Below are 21,334 nucleotides of genomic sequence, written 5' to 3'. Positions count from 1 at the left end.
CCGGACTCACCGGCCCAATATCTCACGAACCCACGCCTCGTCCTGCCCGAGCGCGGGCGGCGGGCGGCGGTAAGAGGGCGGAGTGGCGCTGAGGCGGATCGGGTTGGCGACCTGGCCCACGCCGCCCAGCTCCACGGCGGGCTCCAGGCCGAGGTCCTCGGCGAGCGCGAAGGCGGCGGCCAGGTCGTTGATCGGGCCGCAGGGCACCCCGGCGGCGGTGAGCAGCTCGAACCAGTCGTCCGCCGGGCGTTCTCGGAGTGCGGTGTTCAGCTCGGCGACGAGTTCGACGCGGGCGGCGACGCGGCCGGCGTTGGTGGCATAGCGGGCGTCCTCCGCGAGGTCCGTCCGATCGAGCACCCCGCAGAGGGCCTGGAACTGGCGGTCGTTCCCGGCCGCGATCACCAGCGGGCGGTCGGCGGTCTCGAACACCTCGTACGGCACGATGCTGGGATGCCGGTTGCCCATGGCGCGCGGCACCACCCCTGCGGCGGCGTAGGCGGAGGCGTGGTTGGTCAGCGCGGAGAGGAGCGAGGACAGCAAGGAGACCTCGATGCGCTGGCCCTCTCCGGTCTGGTCACGGTGGTGCAGGGCGGCCAGGATGCCGAGGGCGGCGTGGAGGCCGGTGATCACGTCCACCAGTGCCACGCCCGCCTTCGTCCCGGGCCCGTCCGGCTCGCCGGTGACGCTCATCAGCCCGCCCACCGCCTGCGCGATCAGGTCGTACCCCGGCAGCCCGGCTCCCGCCCCCGACCCGAACCCGGTGATCGAGCAGTAGATCAACCCCGGATTGAGCTCCCGCAGCGCGTCGTACCCGAGCCCGAGCCGGTCCATCGTCCCCGGCCGGAAGTTCTCCACGAGCACGTCCGCGCGGGCCGCCAGGGCCCGCGCGACCTCCACGTCGGCGCGCAGGTCGAGCGCGATCGAGCGCTTGTTGCGGTTGACGCCGAGGAAGTACGTGGCCTCGCCCCCGGGGGCGTACGGCGGCCCCCACTCGCGGGTGTCGTCCCCGGCCCCGGGCCGCTCCACCTTGACCACCTCGGCCCCCAGGTCGGCCAGCAGCATCGTGGCGTAGGGCCCGGCCAGCACCCGGCCGAAGTCGGCCACGAGCAGCCCGGACAGGGCACCGCTGCTGCGTTTGATTGTTCGCTCGCTGCGCTCGCTCACGCCGGCGCCCCGAGGTAGACGGTCACCGTCTGGGTGAAGAACTCGCGGGCGGCCCGCCCCTGTTCCTTGGGCCCGAAACCGCTCTGCTTGGTCCCGCCGAACGGCACGTACGGGAACGTCCCCGCCGACTCGGAGTTGACGTGCAGCACCCCCACCTCCAGCCGTTCCACCGCCTTCAGCGCGACCCCGAGGTCCCGGGTGAAGATGGCCGCGGACAGACCGTGGTCGCTGAGGTTGGCCAGCCCCAGCGCCTCCTCGGGACCCTCCGCCCGCACGGCGCCGACGACCGGCCCGAACAGCTCGGTGTGCCAGAAGTCCACTCCGGTCCCCGGCAGGTCGAGCACGGTCGGCGGCACGAACCAGCCTTCCCGGCCGTCGGAGCCGCCGCCCGCCAGCGGCTTGGCGCCCTCCTCCACGGCCCGTAGCACCCCGGCCGACACCCGGTCGCGGGCGGCCGAGCTGACCAGGGGGCCCATCTCGACGCCCGCCTCCAGCGGGTCGCCGACCACGAGGCGCGAGGCGCGGGCGGCGACCCGGTCGAGCAGCTCGTCGGCCACCTCGGAGGCCACGATGAGCCGCGACGTGGCCGTGCACTTCTGCCCCGTGGACCGGAACGCCCCCAGCACGACCTGCTCGGCCGCGTGGTCGAGGTCGGCGTCGGCGAGCACGATGGAGGCGTTCTTGCCGCCCATCTCGGTCTGCACCGGCTTGCCCAGCTCGCCGCAGCGCGCGATGACGGCCCGGCCGACCGCCGTGGAGCCGGTGAAGGAGACCGCGTTCACGCCGGGGTTGCCGACGATGGCCGTGCCGACGTCGGCCTCGCCGTACACGAGGTTGAGCACCCCGTCCGGCAGGCCCGCCTCGGTCAGCGCCTGCGCCAGCCGGTACGCCAGCAGCGGCACCAGCGACGACGGCTTCCACACCACGGTGTTGCCGTAGCTGAGCGCGGGTCCGATCTTCCAGGCCGGGATGACGATCGGGAAGTTGAACGGCGTGATCATGCCGATCACGCCGATCGGCTTGCGGACGACGAGGACGTTCTCGCCGGCCCGCGGCGAGGCGTAGATCTCGCCGCTCTCCCGGTCGGCCTCGCCCGCGTAGTAGCGCAGGATACGGGCCGCGCCGCGGACCTCGGCGACCGCCTCGGGCAGCGTCTTGCCCTCCTCGCGGGCCAGCTCGGCGCCCCATTCGCCGGCCCTTCCGTCCACGATGTCCGCCGCCGCGACCAGCACGGCCGCGCGGGAGTGGTGCGGGGTGGCCGCCCAGCCGGGCGCGGCCTCGCGGGCCGCGGCGACGGCCCGCTCGACCTCCCGCGCCGTGGCGAACCGGCCGCGGGCCACCACTTCGACCGGCCGGGCCGGGTTGGTGCCGGCGAACTCCTCGCCGTCCCCTTCGGTCCAGCGGCCCCCAATGAGATTCAACACAGGGAGATTCATAACGTCCATGGTCAACGCACTCTAACTGTGTCATATTGGATTTTCAATATTGGATCCAAAATACGGAGGCTCGCAATGATCGCGCCGACCGCGCTGTTCGCCCTGGACACACTGCTGACCGACGAAGAACGCGAGATCAGGGACACGGTCAGGAAGGTGTGCGACCGCGAGATCCGGCCGCACGTCGCCGGCTGGTTCGAGAGCGGGGAGCTGCCGGCCCGCGAGCTGGCCCGCACCCTCGGCGGGATCGGCGTGCTCGGCATGCACCTGGAGGGGTACGGCTGCGCCGGCCTCGGCGCGGTCGCGTACGGGCTGGCCTGCCTGGAGCTGGAGGCCGCCGACTCCGGGCTGCGCAGCCTGGTGTCGGTGCAGGGCTCGCTGGCCATGTACGCGATCTGGAAGTACGGCAGCGAGGAGCAGAAGCAGGAGTGGCTGCCCGCGATGGCGGCCGGCGAGCGCATCGGCTGCTTCGGCCTGACCGAGCCGGACTTCGGCTCCGACCCGGCGGGCATGCGGACCACGGCCAAGCGCGAGGGCGGCGACTGGGTGCTGAACGGCACCAAGATGTGGATCACCAACGGCTCGGTGTCGGACGTGGCGGTGGTGTGGGCCCGCACGGACGACGGGATCAGGGGCTTCCTGGTCCCGGCGGGCACGCCCGGCTTCACCGCCGGCGACATCAAGCACAAGATCTCGCTGCGCGCGAGCGTAACGAGCGAGCTGGTGCTCGACGGGGTGCGGCTGCCGGACGCGGCCATGCTGCCCGGCGCGAGGGGCCTGTCCGGGCCGCTGGGCTGCCTGAACGAGGCGCGGTTCGGGATCGTGTTCGGGGCGATGGGCGCGGCACTGGACTGCCTGGAGACGGCGATCGCGTACGCGGGCGACCGCGAGGTGTTCGCCAGGCCGCTGTCGTCGTACCAGCTCACCCAGGAGAAGCTCGCCGACATGACGCTGGAGCTGGGCAAGGGCCTGCTGCTCGCGGTGCACCTGGGCCGGTTGAAGGAGGCGGGCACGCTCACCTCCGAGCAGGTGAGCGCGGGCAAGCTGAACAACGTGCGCGAGGCCCTGGACATCGCCAGGACGTGCCGCACGCTGCTCGGTGCGAGCGGCATCACCCTCGAATACCCGGTGATCAGGCACTCCGTGAACCTGGAGTCCGTGCTGACCTACGAGGGGACCTCGGAGATCCACACGCTGGTCCTGGGCAGGGCGCTGACCGGGATCGCCGCGTTCCACTGACGGTCAGAACGTCTGCCAGGTCGCCTCGGTGACCTGGCAGGGCCCGCCCTGGTGCACCCGCAGCCGCCCGGCCGGCAGGTCGAGCGCGATCGTCGCCAGGGTCTCCCACCGCTGGTTGATCGGCTGGGAAGGGTCCGGATGGGCGCAGACGGGCGCCGCGCCGGGGCCGTGACTGAGCATGGCCAGCGCCCGCGCGGTGTGGTCGTCGCCGGACAGATCCTCGACGTGGTCGCGCAGGTGCTGGAGGCGGGCGTACGTGCCGGGCCGGGCGGTGGCGTGCCGCTCCCCCTCCGCGAGCGCGGGGTCGAGGAAGTGGTTGCAGTGCTGCAGGACGCCGCCCGGCTCCGGCGGGATGACGGTGACCCCGGCCGGGGAGATCTCGATCGAGCCCGCGTCCGCCGAGGTCACGGCCGTGATGACGGTCGAGGCCGAGACCGTGGCGGAGCGGGCGAGGTCGGCGGCCTCCTCGACGGTGGCGGCCTCGTCCAGGATCCTGCGGGCGATCAGGTGCACGGGCACGCCGAGGTCGGCGGAGTCGGACTCGTGGCGCAGGATGTTGAAGTGGATGCCGAGCCCGGCCGTGTTGACCCCGATCTTGGCCAGCGCCCCGGCCTCGGTGAACGTGCGCACGACGTGCCCGGGGCGGCTCTCGAGCTCCCAGAGCATGGGCGCGTCGCGCAGGTGGTCGTGCCAGTCCCAGGTCTGCACCGTACGCGGCCCGGGCAGCACGACGGACGTGGAGCACTCCCCCTCGCCGACCGCGCCGATGGCGGCCAGGATCTCGGTGCGCGCGTTGATCACGGCCACCTGCCAGGACTCGAGACCGGCGCCCGCCGCGATCCCGGCGATCTCCTCGGCCAGGTGCGGCGCCCACGCGGCACTGCGGTCGAGCGCCCGCTCACCCCACGCGCGGACCTGCGCCGGGGTGGCCCCGGCGACCGTGAACAGGTCGATGTAGCCGGCGAGGTTCGCGGCGATCTCCGAGCGCCGGTGAGTGCCGAGCTCCTTGCCGCGGGCTCGGGGGTCGAGTTGCGTGGACGTGAACGTGGGAAAGGTCACACGGAAAGCGCTACCCCTGGCGGTAGCGCGGCGAACCTGTCCCTGGATGCGGGGGTCGGCTCCCATGCTCACTCCACCGCGCTCAGGATCGCGTCCCACGCGACCTCGGACGCCAGCGTCCCCAGGCCCGTCGGCTTGACGCCCACCAGGTCCACCTCGTCGGTGGTCATCGCGAACAGCACGTCGCCGTCGGTCAGCGTGTGGAACGGCTGGATGCCGCGGTGCATGGAGCTGTGCACCTGGCGGCCGATCTGGAGCAGCTCGACGTCGGTCAGCCGCACGTTCGTCAGCATCACGGTGAGCGTGGTGTTGCCCATGACGGCGGGCGCGGGATTGCCGATGGCCTCGGCGTAGTCGGCGCTCGGGTGGCGGCGTACGCCCTCCTCGGCATGGTAGTTGCCGCGCATGATCCGCCCGTCCCGGCCCATCACCGCCCCCACGGCGTTGACCACGGTCGCCACCAGCACCTTGACCTCGCCGAACGTGCCGGACGCCGCGCCCTGCCCGGCGAACTCGGCCCGGCCGAACTCGACCTTGCCCGCGCTCGCCGTGCGCCCGGCGCCGCACCGGCCCACCGGGAATTCACCCTCGACGGCGTTGCGCAGCGCGGCCCGGCCCAGCTCGCCGTCGGGGTAGACGGCGGTGTCCCGGGCCGGGAAGTCGTAGATCACCGCGCCGGAGACGAGCTGCAGGTCGTCCCAGCGGACCCGGTTCTCCCGGCGGGCCAGCAGTTCATCGCTCACGCCGGCCGCGGCGGAGAGCCCGTACACCGAGCCGCCGGCCAGGCAGATGGCGTGGTTGAATTCGTAGCCGCCGCTCATCCCGACCGCGCCGCCCCGCGCGTCCACCGCCGTCCTGGCGCCCGCCGGGACGTGGATCACCGTGCAGCCCGTGGGGCCCTCGGCGTACTCGGCGGTGCCCACGTACACGCCGGGCAGGTCGAACGCCACCGACCCGCGGCCCGGGCTGGGCTGCGGGGTCAGCGGCAGGTCCGCGTTGCGTGGAACCCCGGACGCGAACGCGGACGGCCGGGCGAGCCGTGGCTCGTTGGTCACAGTGTCTTTCACAGGGCCTCCAATAGCTGCTTCGAGTACTCATGGGCGGGTGCGGCGTAGAACGTGGCGGTGTCGGCGGTCTCGACGATCTCGCCGGCGCGCATGACCGCGATCCGGTCGGCGACGTAGCGGACCGCGCCGAGGTCGTGGGAGATGAACAGGGCGCTGAAGCCGTACTCGGCCTGCAGGTCCTTGATCAGGTTGAGGATCTGCACCTGTACGGAGACGTCGAGCGCGCTGACGGCCTCGTCGAACACGATGAAACCGGGCCTGGTGACCAGGGCGCGGGCGATGGAAACGCGCTGCCGCTGGCCGCCGGACAGCTCGTGCGGGTAGCGGCCGGCGAACGACGCCTCCAGGCCGACGTGTTCGAGCATCTCGGTGACTGTTCCCATGAGCTCGGGAGCTCCGCTCCCCCTGTTGTCGCCGGCCGGGCGGCCGAGCACCGTCAGGGGCTCGGCGACGCTCTGGCCGACGCGCATCCTCGGGTTGAGCGACCAGTGCGGGTGCTGGAGCACGGCCTGCATGCGGCCGGCCAGCTCGCGCCGCCGCCTGGGGAAGGGGCGGCCGTCGAACCGGACCGCGCCGGAGGTCGGCCGGTGCAGGCCGAGGGCGACCCGGCTGGTGGTCGTCTTGCCGGAGCCGGACTCGCCGACCAGGCCGAGGGTCTCGCCCTCGGCGACGGACAGGGAGACGTGCTTCATGGCGTCCAGGTGGATGCGCCGCAGCGGCGGCCCGGCGGTGAAGGTGACGGTGACGTCGTCGAGTTCGAGGATCATGCGGTCGCCTCCGGCTCGGGTCGCGGGATCACACGGGCACCTCGTTCGCGTCGCGGGATCATGCGGTCACCTCCGGCGCGTGGCCTTGGACCAGGTGGTCCTCCAACTCGGCGGCCCGGTGGCAGAGCACCTGCTGCTCGCGGACCCGGACGGGCTCCGGGCGCTCATGATCGCAGCGCTCGACCGCGAACGTGCAGCGGGGCGCGAAGGCGCAGCCGGGCGAGGGGCCGCTGAGCACGGGCGGGCGCCCCGGCACGGGCTCCAGGCGGACGCCGTGGGCCGCGGCGGCGGGTGCCGACCCGGCCAGGGCCGCCGTGTAGGGGTGGGCGGGCTTGCCGAGCACCTCGCGGGCGGGGCCGCGCTCGACGACGCGGCCGCCGTACATGACCGCGACCCGGTCGCACCGGCGGGCGACGGCGGGCAGGTCGTGGCTGAGCCACAGGATGCTCGTCCCGGCGCCGTCGGCCAGCGAGAAGATCATGTTCAGCACCTCCTCGCGCACCTGGCTGTCCAGGGCGGCGGTCGGCTCGTCGGCGACGAGCAGCTCGGGCGAGGTGGCCATGGCCATGGCGATGGCCACGCGCTGCGCCATGCCGCCGGAGAGCTGGTGCGGGTACGAGCGCACCACCCGGGGGTCGTCCAGCTTCACCCGCCCCAGATGGAAGCCCACGTCGGCGCCGCGCCCGAGCACCAGGCGGAGCTGGGCGCCGACGCGCATCGTCGGGTCGAGCGAGGCGATCGGGTCCTGGAAGACGAACCCGAGGCGCTTCCTGCGGAGCTTGCGCAGCGCATGGGGAGCCAGGTCGAACACCGGCTCCCCGGCGACCAGCACCTCCCCCTCGGTACGCCGGGCGCTCCTGGTCAGCAACCGGCCGACCGCGGAGCCGAGCGTGGACTTGCCCGACCCGCTCTCGCCGACCAGGCCGACCGTCTCCCCCTGCCCCACGTCGAGATCGGCGCCGTCGAGCGCCCGCGTCTCCGCGTAGTCGATCACCAGGTTGCGCACGGCGAGCAGGCTCATGTCAGTGACCTCGTCTCCCTGGGCTCGAACCGGTCGCGCAGCCCGTCACCCACCACGTTGATCGCCAGGATCGCCGCCACGAGCACGACCCCGGGGCCGAGGATCAGCCAGGGCGCGGCGATCATGTACGTGCCGCCCTGCTGGATGAGCACCCCGAGCGACGCCTGCGGCGGCTGCACGCCGAAGCCGAGGAAGCTCAGCCCGCCCTCGACCGCGATGCCCACGCTCAATGCGTACGTGCCCTGCACCGCGATCGTGCCGGCCACGTTCGGCAGCACGTGGCGGCCGAGCACGCGCGGCAGCCGGGCACCGCTGATGACGGCGGAGGTGACGTAGTCGCGCTGGGACACGGCGACGGCGGCGGCCCGCACCAGCCGGGTCATCAGCGGGATCGTCACCAGCACGATGCCGGCCAGCGCCGCGAGCTGCCCCGGGCCGAGCACGGCGGCGACCAGGATCGCGAGCACGATGGCAGGGAAGGAGTAGAGCACTTCCACGAGGCGCATCACCAGCTCGTTCAGGTAGCCGCCACGATATCCGGCGACGATGCCGAACGTCGCGCTGATCGCCGCCGTGACCAGCACGGCGACCGACGACAGCAGCAGCGTCGTGCCCACTCCCTCCATGACGCGGGGCAGCACCGAGCGGCCCAGGTTGTCGGTGCCCAGCCACCAGCCGGGCCCCGGCGGCTGCAGGCGGGGGCCGACGATCGCGTCCGGGTCTCCCCCGGCGCCCACCAGCGAGCCCAGCGCGAACACCACCAGGACCAGCAGGCAGGCCAGCCCTCCGATGGACAGGCGATCCAGCCTCTTCACGAGCGCCTCCCCGCCAGCACGCCGAGCCTCGGGTCCAGAACGCCGACGAGCAGGTCGATCAGCACGTTCATCACGATGAACACCGCGGCCGCCAGCAGCACCCCGGCCTGCACGACCGCGTAGTCGCGGCGGCCGACGGCCTGCACGATGTACGACCCGACGCCCGGCAGGTTGAACACGTGCTCCACGATCAGCGCCCCGCCCAGCAGATACGCGATGATCGTGCCGAGCAGCGTCACCACCGGCGTGGCGGCGTTGCGCAGGATGTGGTGCCTGACGATGAACCACGGCGACTCACCGCGCCCGACGGCCGCCGTGACGTACGGCTCCACCAGCACGCCCATGACGGCGTCGCGGGTGGTCCTGGCCGTGACCGAGATGGCGAACACCGACAGCACGGCGGCAGGCAGCACCAGCGTGGCCAGGTTCGCGGCCGGATCCTGGGTGAACGGCACCCAGGCGCCGACCTCCAGGCCGAGCGTGTACCGGGAGAACACGAACACCACCAGGCTGCCCAGCACGAACTCCGGCACGCTGACGCCGAGCCCGCTGAGCAGGCGGCCGGCCGCCCCGCCGCCGCCCGGGTCCCGCCCTCCCCTCGCGCGGACCGCGGTGAGCACCCCCAGCGGCACCCCGGCCAGCGCGCTCACGGCCACAGCCAGGACGGTCAGCTCGGCGGTGATCGGCAGGCGGGCCAGCAGCTCCGTGCCGACCGGCTGGCGGCTGATCATGGAGATGCCGAAGTCGCCGCCCGCGACGGCGGCCAGCCAGTGCCCGTACTGCATGATCAACGGCTGGTCGAGCCCGTAGCGGGCGGCCAGCTCCGACTTCTGCTCGGCCGTGGCGGAGGCCGGGGTGGACATGCTGCTCGCCTCATGCGTGGACGGCGCGGGGACGCGGCTGGCCGACCCGCCGATCACGGCGATCGACCTGCGTCCGAAGGAGGCCGGGGCGAGCTGCGCCGAGCTGCTGTTCGAGCTGCTGTCGGGCGCGGCGCCGGTGGGGACGGAGCGGGTGCACCCCATAGAGCTGGCCGTCCGGGCCTCGACCCGTCCGCGCTCCTCGTAGGGCCCGGCCGCCGGCTATGCGACGGCGGCCGGGTGTAATGCGATCTTCATGTTCCAGCCGGGGTCCGACGGCTAGGAACGCTCCCGCGGGTGACGGTATCTGACGGAATAATTCCGCACAAATGATGATCCATGTCAATGCCTCCCCGTACCCCGTGCGCCCTGGCCGACGTGCCCGATGAGCAGCGGAAACGACGTGCCGCGGCCCGCGCCGGCCGGGTGAAAGTTTCGAAGACGGCGATCGAAAAATCCGAAGTTGTCATCCAATCCGGCCTATCTCGACGAATAGGTCAAACGACATAGAAGTCGACGAAGAACCGACACAGGATGAAATTTCATCGTGCTCTCTAAAGGAGGGAGAGATCATGTCAACCCCGGCTGTCGTTGAGCGCTCCGGCTCCAGCGGCCTGGGTGACGTCGTCGAGCTCATTCTGGACAAGGGGCTCGTGATCGACGCATTCGTTCAGGTTTCACTGATCGGCATAGAGGTGCTCACCATCCAGGCGCGGGTCGTGGTGGCCAGCGTCGAGACCTACCTGCGATACGCGCAGGCCATCGAACGACTCGACATCCGCGGCGAAGAGATCTCCGTCGACGTACGAGAGCCGATCGGCCCGGCGGCGCAGAAGGAGACCCAGGTCGTCGTCAAAGGCGTGACCGTCGAGACGGATGGTGAACAGTCATGACAAACCAGTACATCTACGGCGTCACGTACACCGACACCAGCCTGCCGGCCGACCTGCACGGGATCGGCGGCGCGGCGGTGACGCTGGTGACGCACAACCAGTGCGGCGCCCTGGTCAGCGACCTGCCGGCGGATCGCCCGCTCGGCACCCGCGACGACCTGCTCTCCCACGAGCGGGTGCTGGAGGAGCTGGCGCGCCGGCACATCCCGGTGCTGCCGTTCCGCTTCGGCGCGGCCATGACCGGGCCGCAGGAGATCTCCGACGAGCTGCTCGCCGCCAACCAGGACGCGTTCCTGGCCGACCTGGAGCAGATCCGTGGCCGGGTCGAGCTGGTCGTGAAGGGCCGGTACGAGAACGACTCCGCGTACCTGGAGGTGCTGCGCGAGGAGCCGGCGGTGCTGGAGCTGCGCGAGCGGATCCGCGGGGTGCCCGAGGAGGCGAGCTACGACGAGCGCCTGCGGCTCGGCGAGGTCATCGCCCAGGCCATGGCCCGCAAGCAGAGCGGCGACACCGATCGGCTGGCGGCCGCGCTGTCCCCGTACGCCGAGCAGGTGGCGCCGCGGCCGCCGGCCAGGGAGGACGAGGTGGCGAACCTGGCGTTCCTGGTCGAACAGGGACAGCAGGACGGGTTCGAGGAGGCGATCGAGGAGCTCGGCCGCCAGTGGGCGGGCCGCGTGCGGCTGCGCCTGATCGGCCCGCTGCCCCCGTACGACTTCGTGGGCTCCCTGCAGGGGCGGCAGTCGTGATCACGCGTCTGGTCACGTGGCCGCTCGCGCCCGCGTTCGCGGTCGTGCGGATGGCGGAGTTCCTGCGGGACCGCGCGGAGGAGGAGCTGTACGACCCGGTGCGCATCAGGCGTGCGCTGGAGGACGTGGCAGCCGACCTGGCCGCCGGCGAGATCTCCGAGCAGGAGGCGGCCGCGCGGGAGGAGGAGCTGCTGGACCGGCTGCTGCGGGCGCCGAGGAGGTGAGGTCGTGGCCGACATCTCCTGGGTACGCTCCGGGCCCGCGTCGGAGCCGGCCCGTCGCGAGCCCGCCGACCTGGCCGACATCCTGGAGCGGGTGCTCGACAAGGGCATCGTGGTCGTCGGCGACGTCCGGGTGAACCTGCTGGACATCGAGCTGCTCACCATCAAGATCCGGCTTCTGGTCGCCTCGGTGGACCGGGCGAAGGAACTGGGCATCGACTGGTGGGAGCACGACCCGTCGCTGTCCTCGCGGGCCCGCCGGGACGTCCTGGTGGAGAACCGCGAGCTGCGGGCCAGGATCGCCGAGCTGGAGCGGACGCCGGGGAGGGATCCGCATGACTGACACGGCCGTCTACCTGTACGCCGTCACCGAATCCCGCCACGCGGCCCTGCCGCGCCTGGCCGGGGTGTCCGGCAGCCCGGTTCGCGTCGTCGAGCACGCCGGGCTGGCGGCGGTCGTCAGCACGGTGCCGCTGTCGGAGTACGGCGAGCGGGCGCTGCGCGAGAACCTGGAGAACCTGGCGTGGCTGGAGGCGACCGCGCGTGCGCATCACGCCGTGGTGCGAGCGGTCGCCGCCCTCGCCCCCACCGCCCCGGTACGGCTGGCCACGGTCTTCCACGACGACCGCCGGGTCGGGGAACTGCTGGCGGAACGGCAGCCGGGGATCCGGCAGGCGCTGTCGAGGGTGGCGGGCCGTGCGGAGTGGGGCGTCAAGGTGTACGGCACCGCTCAGGTCGGCCCCCTCTCGCGAACCGGTGACGAGGGGTCGCGTCCTGGCACGGCGTACCTGCGGCGGCGGGGCGCTCAGCGGCGCGGGCGCGAGGACGCCGCACGGTCGCTGGCGGACCGGGCCGAGCAGGCGCACGATCGGCTGGCGTCCCACGCGATCGCCTGCCACCGGCACCGCCTCCAGGACCGGCGGCTGTCGCGGCACGACGGGGTGATGGCGCTCAACGCGGCCTACCTCATCGAGGACTCGCACGCCTTCGCCGAGGCCGCGGCGGAGTTGGCCACCCGATGGGACGACATGCGCGTCGAGGTGACCGGCCCATGGCCCGCCTACTCCTTCACCACGATCGAGGAACGGGAACGCGCCGTGCTCGAGGAAGGGGAACGTACCGCGCTGGAGGAGCGGGAAGGCACCACGCTCGAGGAGCGGAAATGACCGCGGAACTCGCCCAGAGGGAGATCGCGCTGGTCGATCTGCTCGACCGGCTGCTGGCCGGGGGCGTCGTCCTGAGCGGCGACCTGGTGATCTCCATCGCCGAGGTGGACCTGGTCCACGTGTCCCTGCGCGCCCTGATCACCTCCGTCCGCGCGGAGCTGACATGACCCGCCGCCTGGAAACCGACCCCGACCAGGTCGAGCACGACCTCATCTGCCTCGTGCTGACCTTGGTCGAGCTGATCCGCCAGCTCATGGAACGCCAGGCTCTGCGCCGCGTGGACGAGGGCGATCTCACCGAGGCACAGACCGAGGCGCTCGGTCTCGCCCTCATGCGCCTCGACAAGGCCATGACCGATCTCAAGGACCGCTACGACATCGCGGACGACGACCTCAATCTGGATCTCGGCCCCCTGGGCACCCTCCTCCCGAACGAGCCCCGCTCATAGCGCACCCGCCGGGCGCACGAGGCACGCCCGGCGGAGCCATCACGTCAAGCTCAGGAGAAGTTGACGTCGCTGCAGATGTAGTAGGTCTGGTCCATGTGCGAGGCCTTCCAGACGGTGTAGATGACGTGGCGGCCGGTACGCGATCCCTTGCTCAGACCGTTGATCATGTATGTGTCGCTCTGCCCGTACCTGGGGGTCTCGCGGACCAGCTCCAGGTGGTTCCACCCCAAGGGCGTGGTCGTGGCGTCGTAGCCCTGGCGGGTGATGTACACCCTGATGTAGTCGGCGCCGTGCCTGGCCTGGTCGTTCAGGCGGATGTCGAACGTGCTGCCGAGGTTCGTCATCGTCCACGGGCCGGGCGTGTCCATGGAGCGGTAGCGGGCGCCTTCGGCCAGGCCGCCGCTGCACAGCTGGCCGTTGGGGACGGCCGCCTCGTGGTTGCCGCCGACCTCGTTGCGGTAGAGCCCGTTCCAGTTCCACATGGCGTTCGGGTTGTCCTGCCAGGCCTGCCAGCACATCGGGTCCTGCTGCTGCATGGCGGGGTTCTGGAAGTCGTGGCCCCAGCGCAGCCAGCAGCCGTAGTTGCGGGAGGCCGGATCGACGACCGACCCGTGCGCCGACGCGGTGTCCGTCAGCGGGACAGCGAAGATCATCGCCATGGACATCAGCAGGGCCAGGGCGCGCAGCGCCCAGCGGTGTGGTGCTACTTGGGGCATAGTGCGGTCTCCGTGTTCCGGTCGGGGTTCCGGTGGCTAGGAGCGCTCCCGGTGGGCGACGGTATCTGACTGCATAGATCCGTACAAATGACGAACCTTTGTCAACATTCCGGCTTGACGATCCGGCCTGGCCACTGGGCCAGTGAACAGCGGAAAAGGCTTTCCGGAGACGCCCCCGCCCGGTGAAAGTTTCACCTGCTGAGGCCGCTGGTCCTGGCCGTGGTGCGGCCGGCCGCGGCGCGGCGGCGGGGACGCCCGCACCGTGACCCCGCTCCCGCACCGGACCGGATGATGTCGTACCGCGGCACCCGGATCCGCCAAGTCAGGATCGAGTCAGCGCCAAGCGGCCCCCTCCACACTGCGGAACACAGACCAGATCGACATGTCACATCCAGGAGACCTCATGTCCGAAGCGGCGCTCGCCTTCCCCGCTCCGCTCGTCCCCGTCATCGACGGGTACCGTACGTGCGAGTTCGTCACCATCGGCAGGAGCGGCGTCCCCATCGCCTGGCCGACGATTCCGCTGCGCCGGGACGACGGCACGATCCTGATCACCACCTCGATCGCCCTGCCGCAGAAGGCCTACAACATCCGGCGCGATCCCCGGGTCGCGCTGCTGTTCTCGGATCCGACCGGAAGCGGTCAGCACTCCGCGCCGCAGGTGCTCGTCCAGGGCACCGCCACCTGCCCCGACCAGGTGGTGACCGCCGTCGACGGCCTGGAGAGGTTCTGGGCCCTGGTGTACGAACGCCAGCCGGCATCCCAGCAGTACAGCGCGAACGCGCTCACCCGGCACCTTCTCGATTTCTACTACATGCGCCTGCTGATCACCGTGACGCCCACCGCGGTGCTCACCAGGCCGCCGCTGGACGCACCGGTCCCCTTCGCCGAACCGGCGCCCGGCGGACCGAATCGGGACGCGTACGACGAGACGACCGCGCACCTGCCCTCCTACCACAGCGCCGTCCTGGTCGTCGTCGACGATCGGGGCTTTCCCCGGCCGCTGAGGGTACGGCTGCGCGCCGACCCGAGGTCCAAGGTGTTCGTGGTGGACACGCCCGACGCGGCGGAACTGCGGCCGGGGCCCGCGTCGATCCTCTGCCACCGCCACGACGAGAAGCTGTGGGAGCTTCGCAGCTTCGTCACGGCCGGGCGGATCAGCCGAGGTGATCAGGGATGGGTCTTCGCACCTACCCGTTTCATACCCGGCGCCCTGGGCAACGCTCCCGCCGCGGTGATCCGCACGGTGCGGTCCTGGCGGAGGACCGCCGCCGGCTATCTGGCGGCCCGCGGGCTCCCCCGCCCACGGATTCCCTGGGAGGACCATGCGGCGATCAAACGCGAGGTCACCCGCCACGCGCCACTGCCCCAAGTGGACGGGGTCCAGGAGGGACGGCAGGTGGCGCGTACGGCGGCGTCGAAACGTCGGACGACTGGCTGACCTGGACCGAGACATGCACGACGCAATGTGACACGTCGATGACTTCAAGTGATGGTATTTGGGGAACTAGCATGTTGGCGAGGGCGAGACTCCCGATACTGAGTGGGTGACCGCGATGGCAACGATCGAACCAACCCCGAGGGGCATTGTCCTTCCCGGTGACCCACCTCTCACGGTCGACCGCCTGCTTGAGTTTCCGTGCGACGGGAAGCACTACGAGCTCTTCGACGGGAGCCTGCTGGTGAGCCCAGCCCCTACCCGCCTGCACCAGCGCATCATCTACCGGCTGCAGCGCATTCTCGATGATGCGATGCCGCCTGAGCTGGAGCCCTTGTCGACCGTCAATCTGCTGGTGACCGACAAGGACTACTACATCCCCGACCTTGTCGTCGTGCCTGAGGAATCGACGGAGAGCGAGGGGCTCATGTTCTCGCCTCGCGACGTTCTGCTCGCCGCAGAGATCGTCAGCCCGAGCACCAAGATGCGGGATGCTGGTCTCAAGACCCATGCATATGCAAAGGCGGGCATCCCTATCTACTGGCGGATCGAGCCGGATGAAGGGCCGACTCTCTATGTCTACGAGCTAGACGGCGACCGCTACGGTCCGCCGACCGCCTATAAGGGCGGTACTGTCGCGAACCCGACAGCACCATTCCCGATCAGCTTCGACCCTGCCGATCTTCTCATCCGTGGGAAGTCGTGACCTGGGCCCCGGCCCTGCCGGCCCCCTCCTGCCGGTAGGGCCGAGGTCCAGGAGCTTTCATCCCTCGCCGGGCGGTGTCTTGGCGGCCAGGGACGTGTAGACGGTGACCTCGTCGGGCTGGACGAGGCCGTCCTGGATGGCGCAGATCAGGAGCTTCTCCTTCGTAGGGGCGGGGCGGCCCGCCGCCGCGTACTTCACGCGGGCCCGGTCGATGTACTGCCGCACGGTGCGCTCCTTGATCCCCATCCGCGCCGCCACCGACGCCTTGGACATCGACTGGAACCAGAACAGCAGCGCCGCCCGCTCCTTGTCCGACAGCTGCGGCCGGTGCGGCCGTTCGTCCGTCGCGATCGCCTGCGCCATCGGCGGCGTCACGCTGGGCCGGTCGGCGGCCACCTCGAGGATGGTCTCGACGCAGGACTCGCGGGTGGCCCGTCCCTTGCCGATGAAGGCCGAGGCGCCCGCGTCCAGCACGGCGCGCACCGTCTCCGGCTCCTCGTGCTCCGAAAAGACGATGACCCGCTGCCCGCTCCCGCACAGCTCGGCGACCCGGTCGATGACCATGGTGCCGTTGAGGTTGAGGTCGAGCAGCAGCACGTCGGCTTCGGTGCCGAGGACGGATTCGATGGTCGGCCCCTGCGCGACCAGCTCCACCGGGCTCGGCGGGCCGAACCACGACCTGACCCCGTCCACGACGACCTGGTGGTCCTCCACCAGCGCCACCGTCACGGGCCCTGCCAGATGCTGTTGACCCATACCTCCCCTCCCTGCCGCTGATAGGTGACGACGACGCCGCTCGGCTCGTGGATCGGAGTGGCGCTGACGGGCAGGTCGTCGTTGTCGGCCACGACGGCCACGCTCACCATGGTGGACATCGCGGACACGGTGACGCGCGCCCGCGATCTGGCCCCGTCCAGCGCGCGGATGGGCGCTCTGAGCAGATCCTCCCGCACGCCGTCCGGGATGCCGGGCAGGTAGTCGCCGAACGGCGGCGCCGTCACCATGACCTTGCGCCGCTCGGCCGCGTCGATGCGCTCGCGCAGCGCCGACACCAGCTCGTCGGGTACGTCCTCCCGCTCCGTGATGAGCCGGCGCAGACGCAGGGCGCCGGCCGTGCAGTCCTCGCGTACGCGGGGATCGCCGGGGTCTGCGCCGTCGGCGAGCTGGGTCAGCAGCGTCTCGGCCACGTCGCGGATGGCGGCGTACCTGCGGAGCCGGTCGGCGTGGATGCGGTGGGCCGACTCCTGCCAGGCGTCGTCGGCGGCGAGCCGGCGGGCCAGCAGCACGGCGTCCTCGGCACGGGCCCGCAGCACGTGGCAGCCCCACGTGTAGCCGAGCTGCATGGTGATGCCGCCGGCGATGACCACCAGGTATTTGGAGACGGACACGCGGTCGAACGTCCCGGTCAGGGCCATCGCCACCAGCATGATGCCGGCGTTGGCGGAGAGGAACGCGATCAGCTCGGCCCGCCAGCGCGGCCGGCCCCACACCAGCATGACGCCGATCCAGCCCACGGAGCCCCACGCCCAGTCGCTGATGCCGAGCAGCTCTCCCGGGCGGAGGGACACGATCACGGCGACGTCGACGCCCAGCGTGACGAGGGCGAGCTCGCGGATTCTGACCGGCCCGCGCGAGGTGCGCGACAGGGGCAGCAGGGCGACCACGAAGACCGCGGAGTAGACGGCCCAGGCCGCCACGGCCAGCCAGGGCCAGCGGAAAGCGGGCCAGCCGGTGATCGTGACGGTGAGGTCGTATCCGATGTGCCACACGGCCGCGATCACCGCGGCGCCGAGCGCGGTGTAGCGGGCGTACCGCTGCGCGACCTGCTCGATCTCCTCGGTCATGGCCGCCACCAGAGGCGCACGCGGGTGCCCTGGTCGCCGGAGGAGATCTCGGCGCCGCCGTTCGGCAGGGAGCGCATCGTGTCGAGGATCGATCCGCGTACGCCGAACCGGTCGGGCGGCAACCGGTCCTGGTCGAACCCGCGGCCGGTGTCGGCGACCTCCACCCGGACCTCGCCGTCGCGCGTGCTGGAGACCAGCTCGGCCTCGCGTACGCCGGCGTGCAGCGCGACGTTCGCCAGGGCCTCGGTGACGGCGCGAGCGAACCGCTCGGCGACGTTCCCCGGCACGGTCTCCGGTGTCAGGCTCCGGTGGACGTCCAGGCCCCTCGCCCGCCCGGCCACCTCGTCCAGCAGGGCGTCCAGGGCGATCGGGACGGAGTCGGCGCGCGGCCGGTCCCGCAGCTGCTCCAGAGCGGCGAGGTCGGTGGCGACCTGGTCTCGCAGCGTGGGCGTGGGCCGGTCGTAGGTGCCCAGGCCGACCATGGTCAGCGTGTGCAGGGCCGTCTCGTGGATGCTGCCGACCTGCCGCAGCTCGTCCTCGCGGCGCAGCCGTTCGACCATGCGCGCGATCTCGGCGCGCGCGCTCTCCTTCAGGAAGGCGTCGGCGGAGGTGGCCGAGCGGCGCAGCAGCGTCATCAGCATCACGATCGCGAGGAGCTGGACGAGGTGGATCATCAAGGTGCCGGCCACGTCCTGGGTGGGGGACGCGAGCCGTACGCCGGCCGCGAACGCCCCCGCGACGCCCAGCCCGACGGGGACGGCCACCTTCGGCCCCCAGGAGAGCCCGGCGATGACGATGGTCATCGTGACCAGCCCCGCGACCCAGCTCGACCCCGTGACGAGCGCCTCCGTGGCGACGAGGTGGCGCTGCGCGAGGCACAACGCGACGGTGATGGCCACATCACCGGCCACCAGCCAGTTCGGCAGCGGCTCCTTGTGCCACCACACGCGCAAGAACAGCGCCGTCCACACGAGATGGATCGCCAGCATGGGCGCCAGCCACGCGACCGAGACCGGCGCGACGGCGCCGAACGCCGCCGAGACGACCGCCACGGAGCCCACCGCGCTGCGCGCGCCCGCGCCCGTGCGCGCGACGGCCTTTTCGAATTGCCTGGTGGCCGAGTCGTATCTCGTGGAACCGGGGTGAGCCATGGGCCGTCCGCACACTCTGGGAGCACAAGACGGGTCTCACGATAACGCAGGGCAAGGTGGGCAAAAAGAAATGGATTTGGGTTTCTCCGGTAAACCTGGATGGATTTTCTCCGGTCGGGACGGCGGACGGGGTCATGGGTCGCATGGCTGTTTTCCTTGGGCCGGCTTCCTGCGGTCTGCACCGCCCTTCCCCACCCTGGCCCGGCGGCCCTCGTCCGGGCATGACGGCTGATCGGCCGTCATGCCGGGACCTGGGTTGATCAGTCCTCATAGCGCTACGACGGCTGATCGGCCGTCAGCCGCTGCGCCGCGCACGGGCGTCTACTGAGCCCGTGCCGCGGCGGCCGCGGCGGAAGGGGACCTCATGACCGTCTTCGTGATCTCGATACTGATCGGCTGCCTGTCCGTGATGACCGTCCGCGGCAGGCGCGGGCAATGGCTCACCGGCATGCCGGTGGCGCGGGCGCGGCTGGTGGCGGTGGGCGGCACGTACGAGGGGTCGCACGGGCGGGCGTCGGACGCGTACGTCATCCAGGAGCGGCTCATCGCCGCCGCCGACGGCGCGGCCGGAACGGAGCTGGGCCACACGGCGGCCGCCCTGGCGCTCGGCGCCGTGGTCGCGGGCCGCCCCCAGCACGCGGGGACGCGGGAGCAGGACCTGGAGGAGTGCGCCCAGGCGGCGCACCGCGCCGTACGCAACGCCGCCCTGCGCAACCCCGCCATGCCCGCCCTGGTCAGCACCCTGGACCTGATCGTCCTCGACCCCGGCGAGAGCCCGCGCCTGCGCTTCGCCCACGTCGGCAACGGCGCGATCTGGCACTGCGCGAAGGGCGCGCCACCGGTGCCGCTCACCACGCCGCACCGCTCCGACGACGGCCCGCCACCGCGCGGGCTCGGCGTGTCCGCGGCGCTCAATCCCGAGGTCGGCACCGTGCCCATCCGCCCCGGCGACCGGGTGGTCATCGTGACGGACGGCGTCGTCCGGGCGCTCGGCGCGCAGCGCATGACGGAGCTCCTCACCGAGGGCGCCTCCCCGGTCGCGTGCCTGGACCGGTTTTACGACGAGCTCGCCGCCGTCGAACCGAAGGAGGACGCCACGGTCGTCATCGCGGACTTCGTCACCGTCTGAGTACGGGGACCGCTCGCCCGCCGCGGATGACCTAAGATCCTGTACGTGAGCGCACCGCACGGGATCAACCCCAACGTCCCCCACTCGGCCCGCGTCTACGACTACTGGCTCGGCGGCAAGGACAACTTCGAGGCCGATCGCCAGGTGGCCGAGCAGACGATGGCGGCGGTGCCAGGCGTGCGCGAGAGCGCCAGGAACAACCGGGCCTTCCTCGGCCGGGCCGTGCGCCACCTCACGCAGCTCGGCGTCAGGCAGTTCCTCGACCTCGGCACGGGCATCCCCAGCCAGGGCAACACGCACGAGGTCGCGCAGGCGGAGGCGCCCGAGGCGCGGGTGGTCTACGTCGACAACGACCCCATCGTGATGAGCCACGCCCGGGCCCTGCTGACCAGCACGCCCGAGGGCAAGACCACGTACATCGAGGCCGACGCCCGCGACCCGCGCAGCATCCTCGACCACCCCGAGGTGCGGGAGACGCTCGACTTCACCAAGCCGATCGCGCTCGTGATGGTCGCGATCCTCATGCACATCTCCGACGAGGACGACCCACCCGGGCTGGTCAAGGCGTTCACCGACGCCATCCCCTCGGGCAGCTACCTGGTGCTCAGCCATCTGACACTCGACTTCCTGCCCAAGAACGTCGCCGACGACTACCTGGCCACGACCCGTAACCAGGCGATGCATCGCACGCCCAGGACCGGGGAGCAGATCGCCCGCTACTTCGACGGGTTCGACCTGGTCGAGCCGGGCCTCGTCGCGGTCTCCGAGTGGGGCGACACCCCGCTCTTCCCCGACTCGGCGACCTGGATGTACGGCGGAGTGGGCCGCAAGCGCTGACCGAAACGGTCCATCGGACCCGCCCTGAGGGACTTTGGTCCCTGCCGTGACCGCGGCGGGCCCCGGCATGTTGATCCGTCAGCTGTAAACACCCGTACCGGGATGTCCCGGTGACCGATATCGGCGCGAGCCCCGGGTCCCCCGGTGCGGGGTCGCTCGCCGACGGGAGCCGCCCTTCGCCACCCATGCCGCCGCCGTCGCGGCGCCGTCGGTGGACAACACCCAGCCGTGGCGCTTCCGGCGCTTCGACGGCGCGGCCATGGAGCTGTACGCCGACCTCGACCGGCTGCTCACCGTCACCGGCCCCTTGGGGCGCGGCCTCGGTATCAGCTAGTGGGGGCGGCCGACCGGCGGGCCGCGGGTGACGGTGCGCCGGGACGGGATGATGCGGCGCCCTCCTCTCCGGAGGGCGTCACGCACCTGACCGAAACCCAGACAGTGAGGAAGTTTCGGTCAACCTATTCCCCCAGAGGGGCATCCGCGATATATCTACGCAGGGCACTGGAAAGCGGTTTCCCGGCGCCCTGAACCGACATGTCGCCAGAAGTCGGACGATTGGCATCCCGTCCACGGGCTACCCGACCCCCTCACCCCGAAGGACCCCCCATGAC

The 21,334-nt window shown here is 71.5% G+C and carries 26 protein-coding genes; 14 read left to right on the top strand and 12 right to left on the bottom strand.

The features are described 5' to 3' along the window. Positions 1–6 precede the first annotated feature (6 nt). The gene (locus EJK15_RS15050) at positions 7–1,164 is read right to left on the bottom strand and encodes a CaiB/BaiF CoA transferase family protein (RefSeq protein ID WP_240776990.1); all 1,158 of its coding nucleotides are present in this window, start codon (positions 1,162–1,164) and stop codon (positions 7–9) included. After that, the gene (locus tag EJK15_RS15045; RefSeq protein ID WP_206060853.1) at positions 1,161–2,588 is read right to left on the bottom strand and encodes an aldehyde dehydrogenase family protein; all 1,428 of its coding nucleotides are present in this window, start codon (positions 2,586–2,588) and stop codon (positions 1,161–1,163) included. Before EJK15_RS15045 ends, EJK15_RS15050 begins: the two co-directional genes overlap by 4 nt. Positions 2,589–2,675: 87 nt before the next feature. Here EJK15_RS15045 and EJK15_RS15040 point away from each other — a divergent pair, with 87 nt between their 5' ends. Next, positions 2,676–3,839, top strand: coding sequence for an acyl-CoA dehydrogenase family protein (locus EJK15_RS15040; RefSeq protein ID WP_138711035.1), 1,164 nt, complete (start codon positions 2,676–2,678; stop codon positions 3,837–3,839). Between the two features lie 3 nt (positions 3,840–3,842). Here EJK15_RS15040 and EJK15_RS15035 read toward each other — a convergent pair whose 3' ends face one another. From EJK15_RS15035 to EJK15_RS15010, 6 genes are all read right to left on the bottom strand, one after another. Next, the gene (locus EJK15_RS15035) at positions 3,843–4,898 is read right to left on the bottom strand and encodes a C45 family autoproteolytic acyltransferase/hydrolase (protein ID WP_138711034.1); all 1,056 of its coding nucleotides are present in this window, start codon (positions 4,896–4,898) and stop codon (positions 3,843–3,845) included. 68 nt (positions 4,899–4,966) lie between these two features. Then, entirely contained in the window at positions 4,967–5,965 is a 999-nt protein-coding gene (locus tag EJK15_RS15030) for a P1 family peptidase (RefSeq protein WP_171074309.1), read from the bottom strand. Then, positions 5,962–6,732 carry an ATP-binding cassette domain-containing protein gene (locus tag EJK15_RS15025; RefSeq protein WP_138711033.1) on the bottom strand — a complete coding sequence of 257 codons (771 nt, stop codon included), beginning with the start codon at positions 6,730–6,732 and terminating at the stop codon, positions 5,962–5,964. Before EJK15_RS15025 ends, EJK15_RS15030 begins: the two co-directional genes overlap by 4 nt. A gap of 58 nt (positions 6,733–6,790) precedes the next feature. Further along, positions 6,791–7,753 (bottom strand): ABC transporter ATP-binding protein, encoded by a 963-nt coding sequence (locus EJK15_RS15020; RefSeq protein WP_138711032.1) that lies wholly within the window; start codon positions 7,751–7,753, stop codon positions 6,791–6,793. Continuing rightward, positions 7,750–8,568, bottom strand: a complete 819-nt coding sequence (locus EJK15_RS15015) for an ABC transporter permease (protein ID WP_138711031.1) — start codon at positions 8,566–8,568, stop codon at positions 7,750–7,752. Before EJK15_RS15015 ends, EJK15_RS15020 begins: the two co-directional genes overlap by 4 nt. Further along, entirely contained in the window at positions 8,565–9,431 is an 867-nt protein-coding gene (locus tag EJK15_RS15010) for an ABC transporter permease (RefSeq protein ID WP_138711030.1), read from the bottom strand. Before EJK15_RS15010 ends, EJK15_RS15015 begins: the two co-directional genes overlap by 4 nt. On the opposite strand from EJK15_RS15010, the gene EJK15_RS15005 reads away from it, so the two are divergent. From EJK15_RS15005 to EJK15_RS14970, 8 genes are all read left to right on the top strand, one after another. Then, positions 9,430–9,636 carry a substrate-binding domain-containing protein gene (locus EJK15_RS15005; RefSeq protein ID WP_138711086.1) on the top strand — a complete coding sequence of 69 codons (207 nt, stop codon included), beginning with the start codon at positions 9,430–9,432 and terminating at the stop codon, positions 9,634–9,636. The genes EJK15_RS15010 and EJK15_RS15005 overlap by 2 nt on opposite strands. A gap of 364 nt (positions 9,637–10,000) precedes the next feature. Further along, complete coding sequence (gene gvpJ, locus EJK15_RS78445) at positions 10,001–10,321, top strand: gas vesicle protein GvpJ (RefSeq protein WP_138711029.1); 321 nt, start codon at positions 10,001–10,003, stop codon at positions 10,319–10,321. Continuing rightward, the gene (locus EJK15_RS14995; protein WP_138711028.1) at positions 10,318–11,067 is read left to right on the top strand and encodes a GvpL/GvpF family gas vesicle protein; all 750 of its coding nucleotides are present in this window, start codon (positions 10,318–10,320) and stop codon (positions 11,065–11,067) included. The genes gvpJ and EJK15_RS14995 overlap by 4 nt, the downstream gene beginning before the upstream one ends. Next, complete coding sequence (locus EJK15_RS14990) at positions 11,064–11,291, top strand: gas vesicle protein GvpG (protein WP_138711027.1); 228 nt, start codon at positions 11,064–11,066, stop codon at positions 11,289–11,291. The genes EJK15_RS14995 and EJK15_RS14990 overlap by 4 nt, the downstream gene beginning before the upstream one ends. 4 nt (positions 11,292–11,295) lie before the next feature. Next, the gene (locus EJK15_RS14985; protein WP_240776989.1) at positions 11,296–11,631 is read left to right on the top strand and encodes a gas vesicle protein; all 336 of its coding nucleotides are present in this window, start codon (positions 11,296–11,298) and stop codon (positions 11,629–11,631) included. Continuing rightward, positions 11,624–12,454: a GvpL/GvpF family gas vesicle protein gene (locus tag EJK15_RS14980; protein WP_138711026.1), complete on the top strand. Its 831-nt coding sequence runs from the start codon at positions 11,624–11,626 to the stop codon at positions 12,452–12,454. The genes EJK15_RS14985 and EJK15_RS14980 overlap by 8 nt, the downstream gene beginning before the upstream one ends. Beyond that, on the top strand, positions 12,451–12,621 hold the full coding sequence (locus EJK15_RS14975) for a gas vesicle protein (RefSeq protein WP_138711025.1): 171 nt from the start codon (positions 12,451–12,453) through the stop codon (positions 12,619–12,621). Before EJK15_RS14980 ends, EJK15_RS14975 begins: the two co-directional genes overlap by 4 nt. Further along, positions 12,618–12,902 (top strand): gas vesicle protein K, encoded by a 285-nt coding sequence (locus EJK15_RS14970; RefSeq protein WP_138711024.1) that lies wholly within the window; start codon positions 12,618–12,620, stop codon positions 12,900–12,902. Before EJK15_RS14975 ends, EJK15_RS14970 begins: the two co-directional genes overlap by 4 nt. A gap of 50 nt (positions 12,903–12,952) precedes the next feature. Here the strand turns inward: EJK15_RS14970 and EJK15_RS14965 are convergent, their stop codons facing one another. Continuing rightward, entirely contained in the window at positions 12,953–13,618 is a 666-nt protein-coding gene (locus EJK15_RS14965) for a lytic polysaccharide monooxygenase auxiliary activity family 9 protein (protein ID WP_138711023.1), read from the bottom strand. Between the two features lie 403 nt (positions 13,619–14,021). On the opposite strand from EJK15_RS14965, the gene EJK15_RS14960 reads away from it, so the two are divergent. Both EJK15_RS14960 and EJK15_RS14955 read left to right on the top strand, forming a co-directional pair. Continuing rightward, positions 14,022–15,059, top strand: a complete 1,038-nt coding sequence (locus EJK15_RS14960) for a pyridoxamine 5'-phosphate oxidase family protein (RefSeq protein WP_171074308.1) — start codon at positions 14,022–14,024, stop codon at positions 15,057–15,059. 115 nt (positions 15,060–15,174) lie between these two features. After that, the gene (locus EJK15_RS14955) at positions 15,175–15,762 is read left to right on the top strand and encodes a Uma2 family endonuclease (RefSeq protein WP_240776997.1); all 588 of its coding nucleotides are present in this window, start codon (positions 15,175–15,177) and stop codon (positions 15,760–15,762) included. A 57-nt stretch (positions 15,763–15,819) separates the two neighbouring features. Here EJK15_RS14955 and EJK15_RS14950 read toward each other — a convergent pair whose 3' ends face one another. Genes EJK15_RS14950 through EJK15_RS14940 form a run of 3 tightly spaced genes read right to left on the bottom strand, consistent with a single transcriptional unit; the run spans position 15,820 to position 18,757 of the window. Beyond that, positions 15,820–16,518: a response regulator gene (locus EJK15_RS14950; protein WP_138711020.1), complete on the bottom strand. Its 699-nt coding sequence runs from the start codon at positions 16,516–16,518 to the stop codon at positions 15,820–15,822. After that, positions 16,488–17,606 (bottom strand): hypothetical protein, encoded by a 1,119-nt coding sequence (locus EJK15_RS14945; RefSeq protein WP_138711019.1) that lies wholly within the window; start codon positions 17,604–17,606, stop codon positions 16,488–16,490. The genes EJK15_RS14950 and EJK15_RS14945 overlap by 31 nt, the downstream gene beginning before the upstream one ends. After that, positions 17,603–18,757 (bottom strand): sensor histidine kinase, encoded by a 1,155-nt coding sequence (locus EJK15_RS14940; RefSeq protein WP_138711018.1) that lies wholly within the window; start codon positions 18,755–18,757, stop codon positions 17,603–17,605. The genes EJK15_RS14945 and EJK15_RS14940 overlap by 4 nt, the downstream gene beginning before the upstream one ends. Positions 18,758–19,121: 364 nt before the next feature. Here EJK15_RS14940 and EJK15_RS14935 point away from each other — a divergent pair, with 364 nt between their 5' ends. The 3 genes from EJK15_RS14935 (at position 19,122) to EJK15_RS76285 (ending at position 21,057) form a co-directional block, all read left to right on the top strand. Further along, positions 19,122–19,886 carry a SpoIIE family protein phosphatase gene (locus tag EJK15_RS14935; RefSeq protein ID WP_138711017.1) on the top strand — a complete coding sequence of 255 codons (765 nt, stop codon included), beginning with the start codon at positions 19,122–19,124 and terminating at the stop codon, positions 19,884–19,886. Between the two features lie 45 nt (positions 19,887–19,931). After that, positions 19,932–20,723, top strand: coding sequence for an SAM-dependent methyltransferase (locus EJK15_RS14930; RefSeq protein WP_138711016.1), 792 nt, complete (start codon positions 19,932–19,934; stop codon positions 20,721–20,723). Positions 20,724–20,934: 211 nt separating this feature from the next. Then, a complete protein-coding gene (locus EJK15_RS76285; RefSeq protein ID WP_276615394.1) occupies positions 20,935–21,057 on the top strand; it encodes a hypothetical protein in 123 nt (40 codons plus the stop codon). Positions 21,058–21,334 lie beyond the last annotated feature (277 nt).

The sequence above is a fragment of the Nonomuraea basaltis genome, assembly GCF_005893125.1.
In the GTDB taxonomy this organism is placed as follows: domain Bacteria; phylum Actinomycetota; class Actinomycetes; order Streptosporangiales; family Streptosporangiaceae; genus Nonomuraea; species Nonomuraea basaltis.
This window is presented reverse-complemented; position numbering and strand designations above follow the sequence as displayed.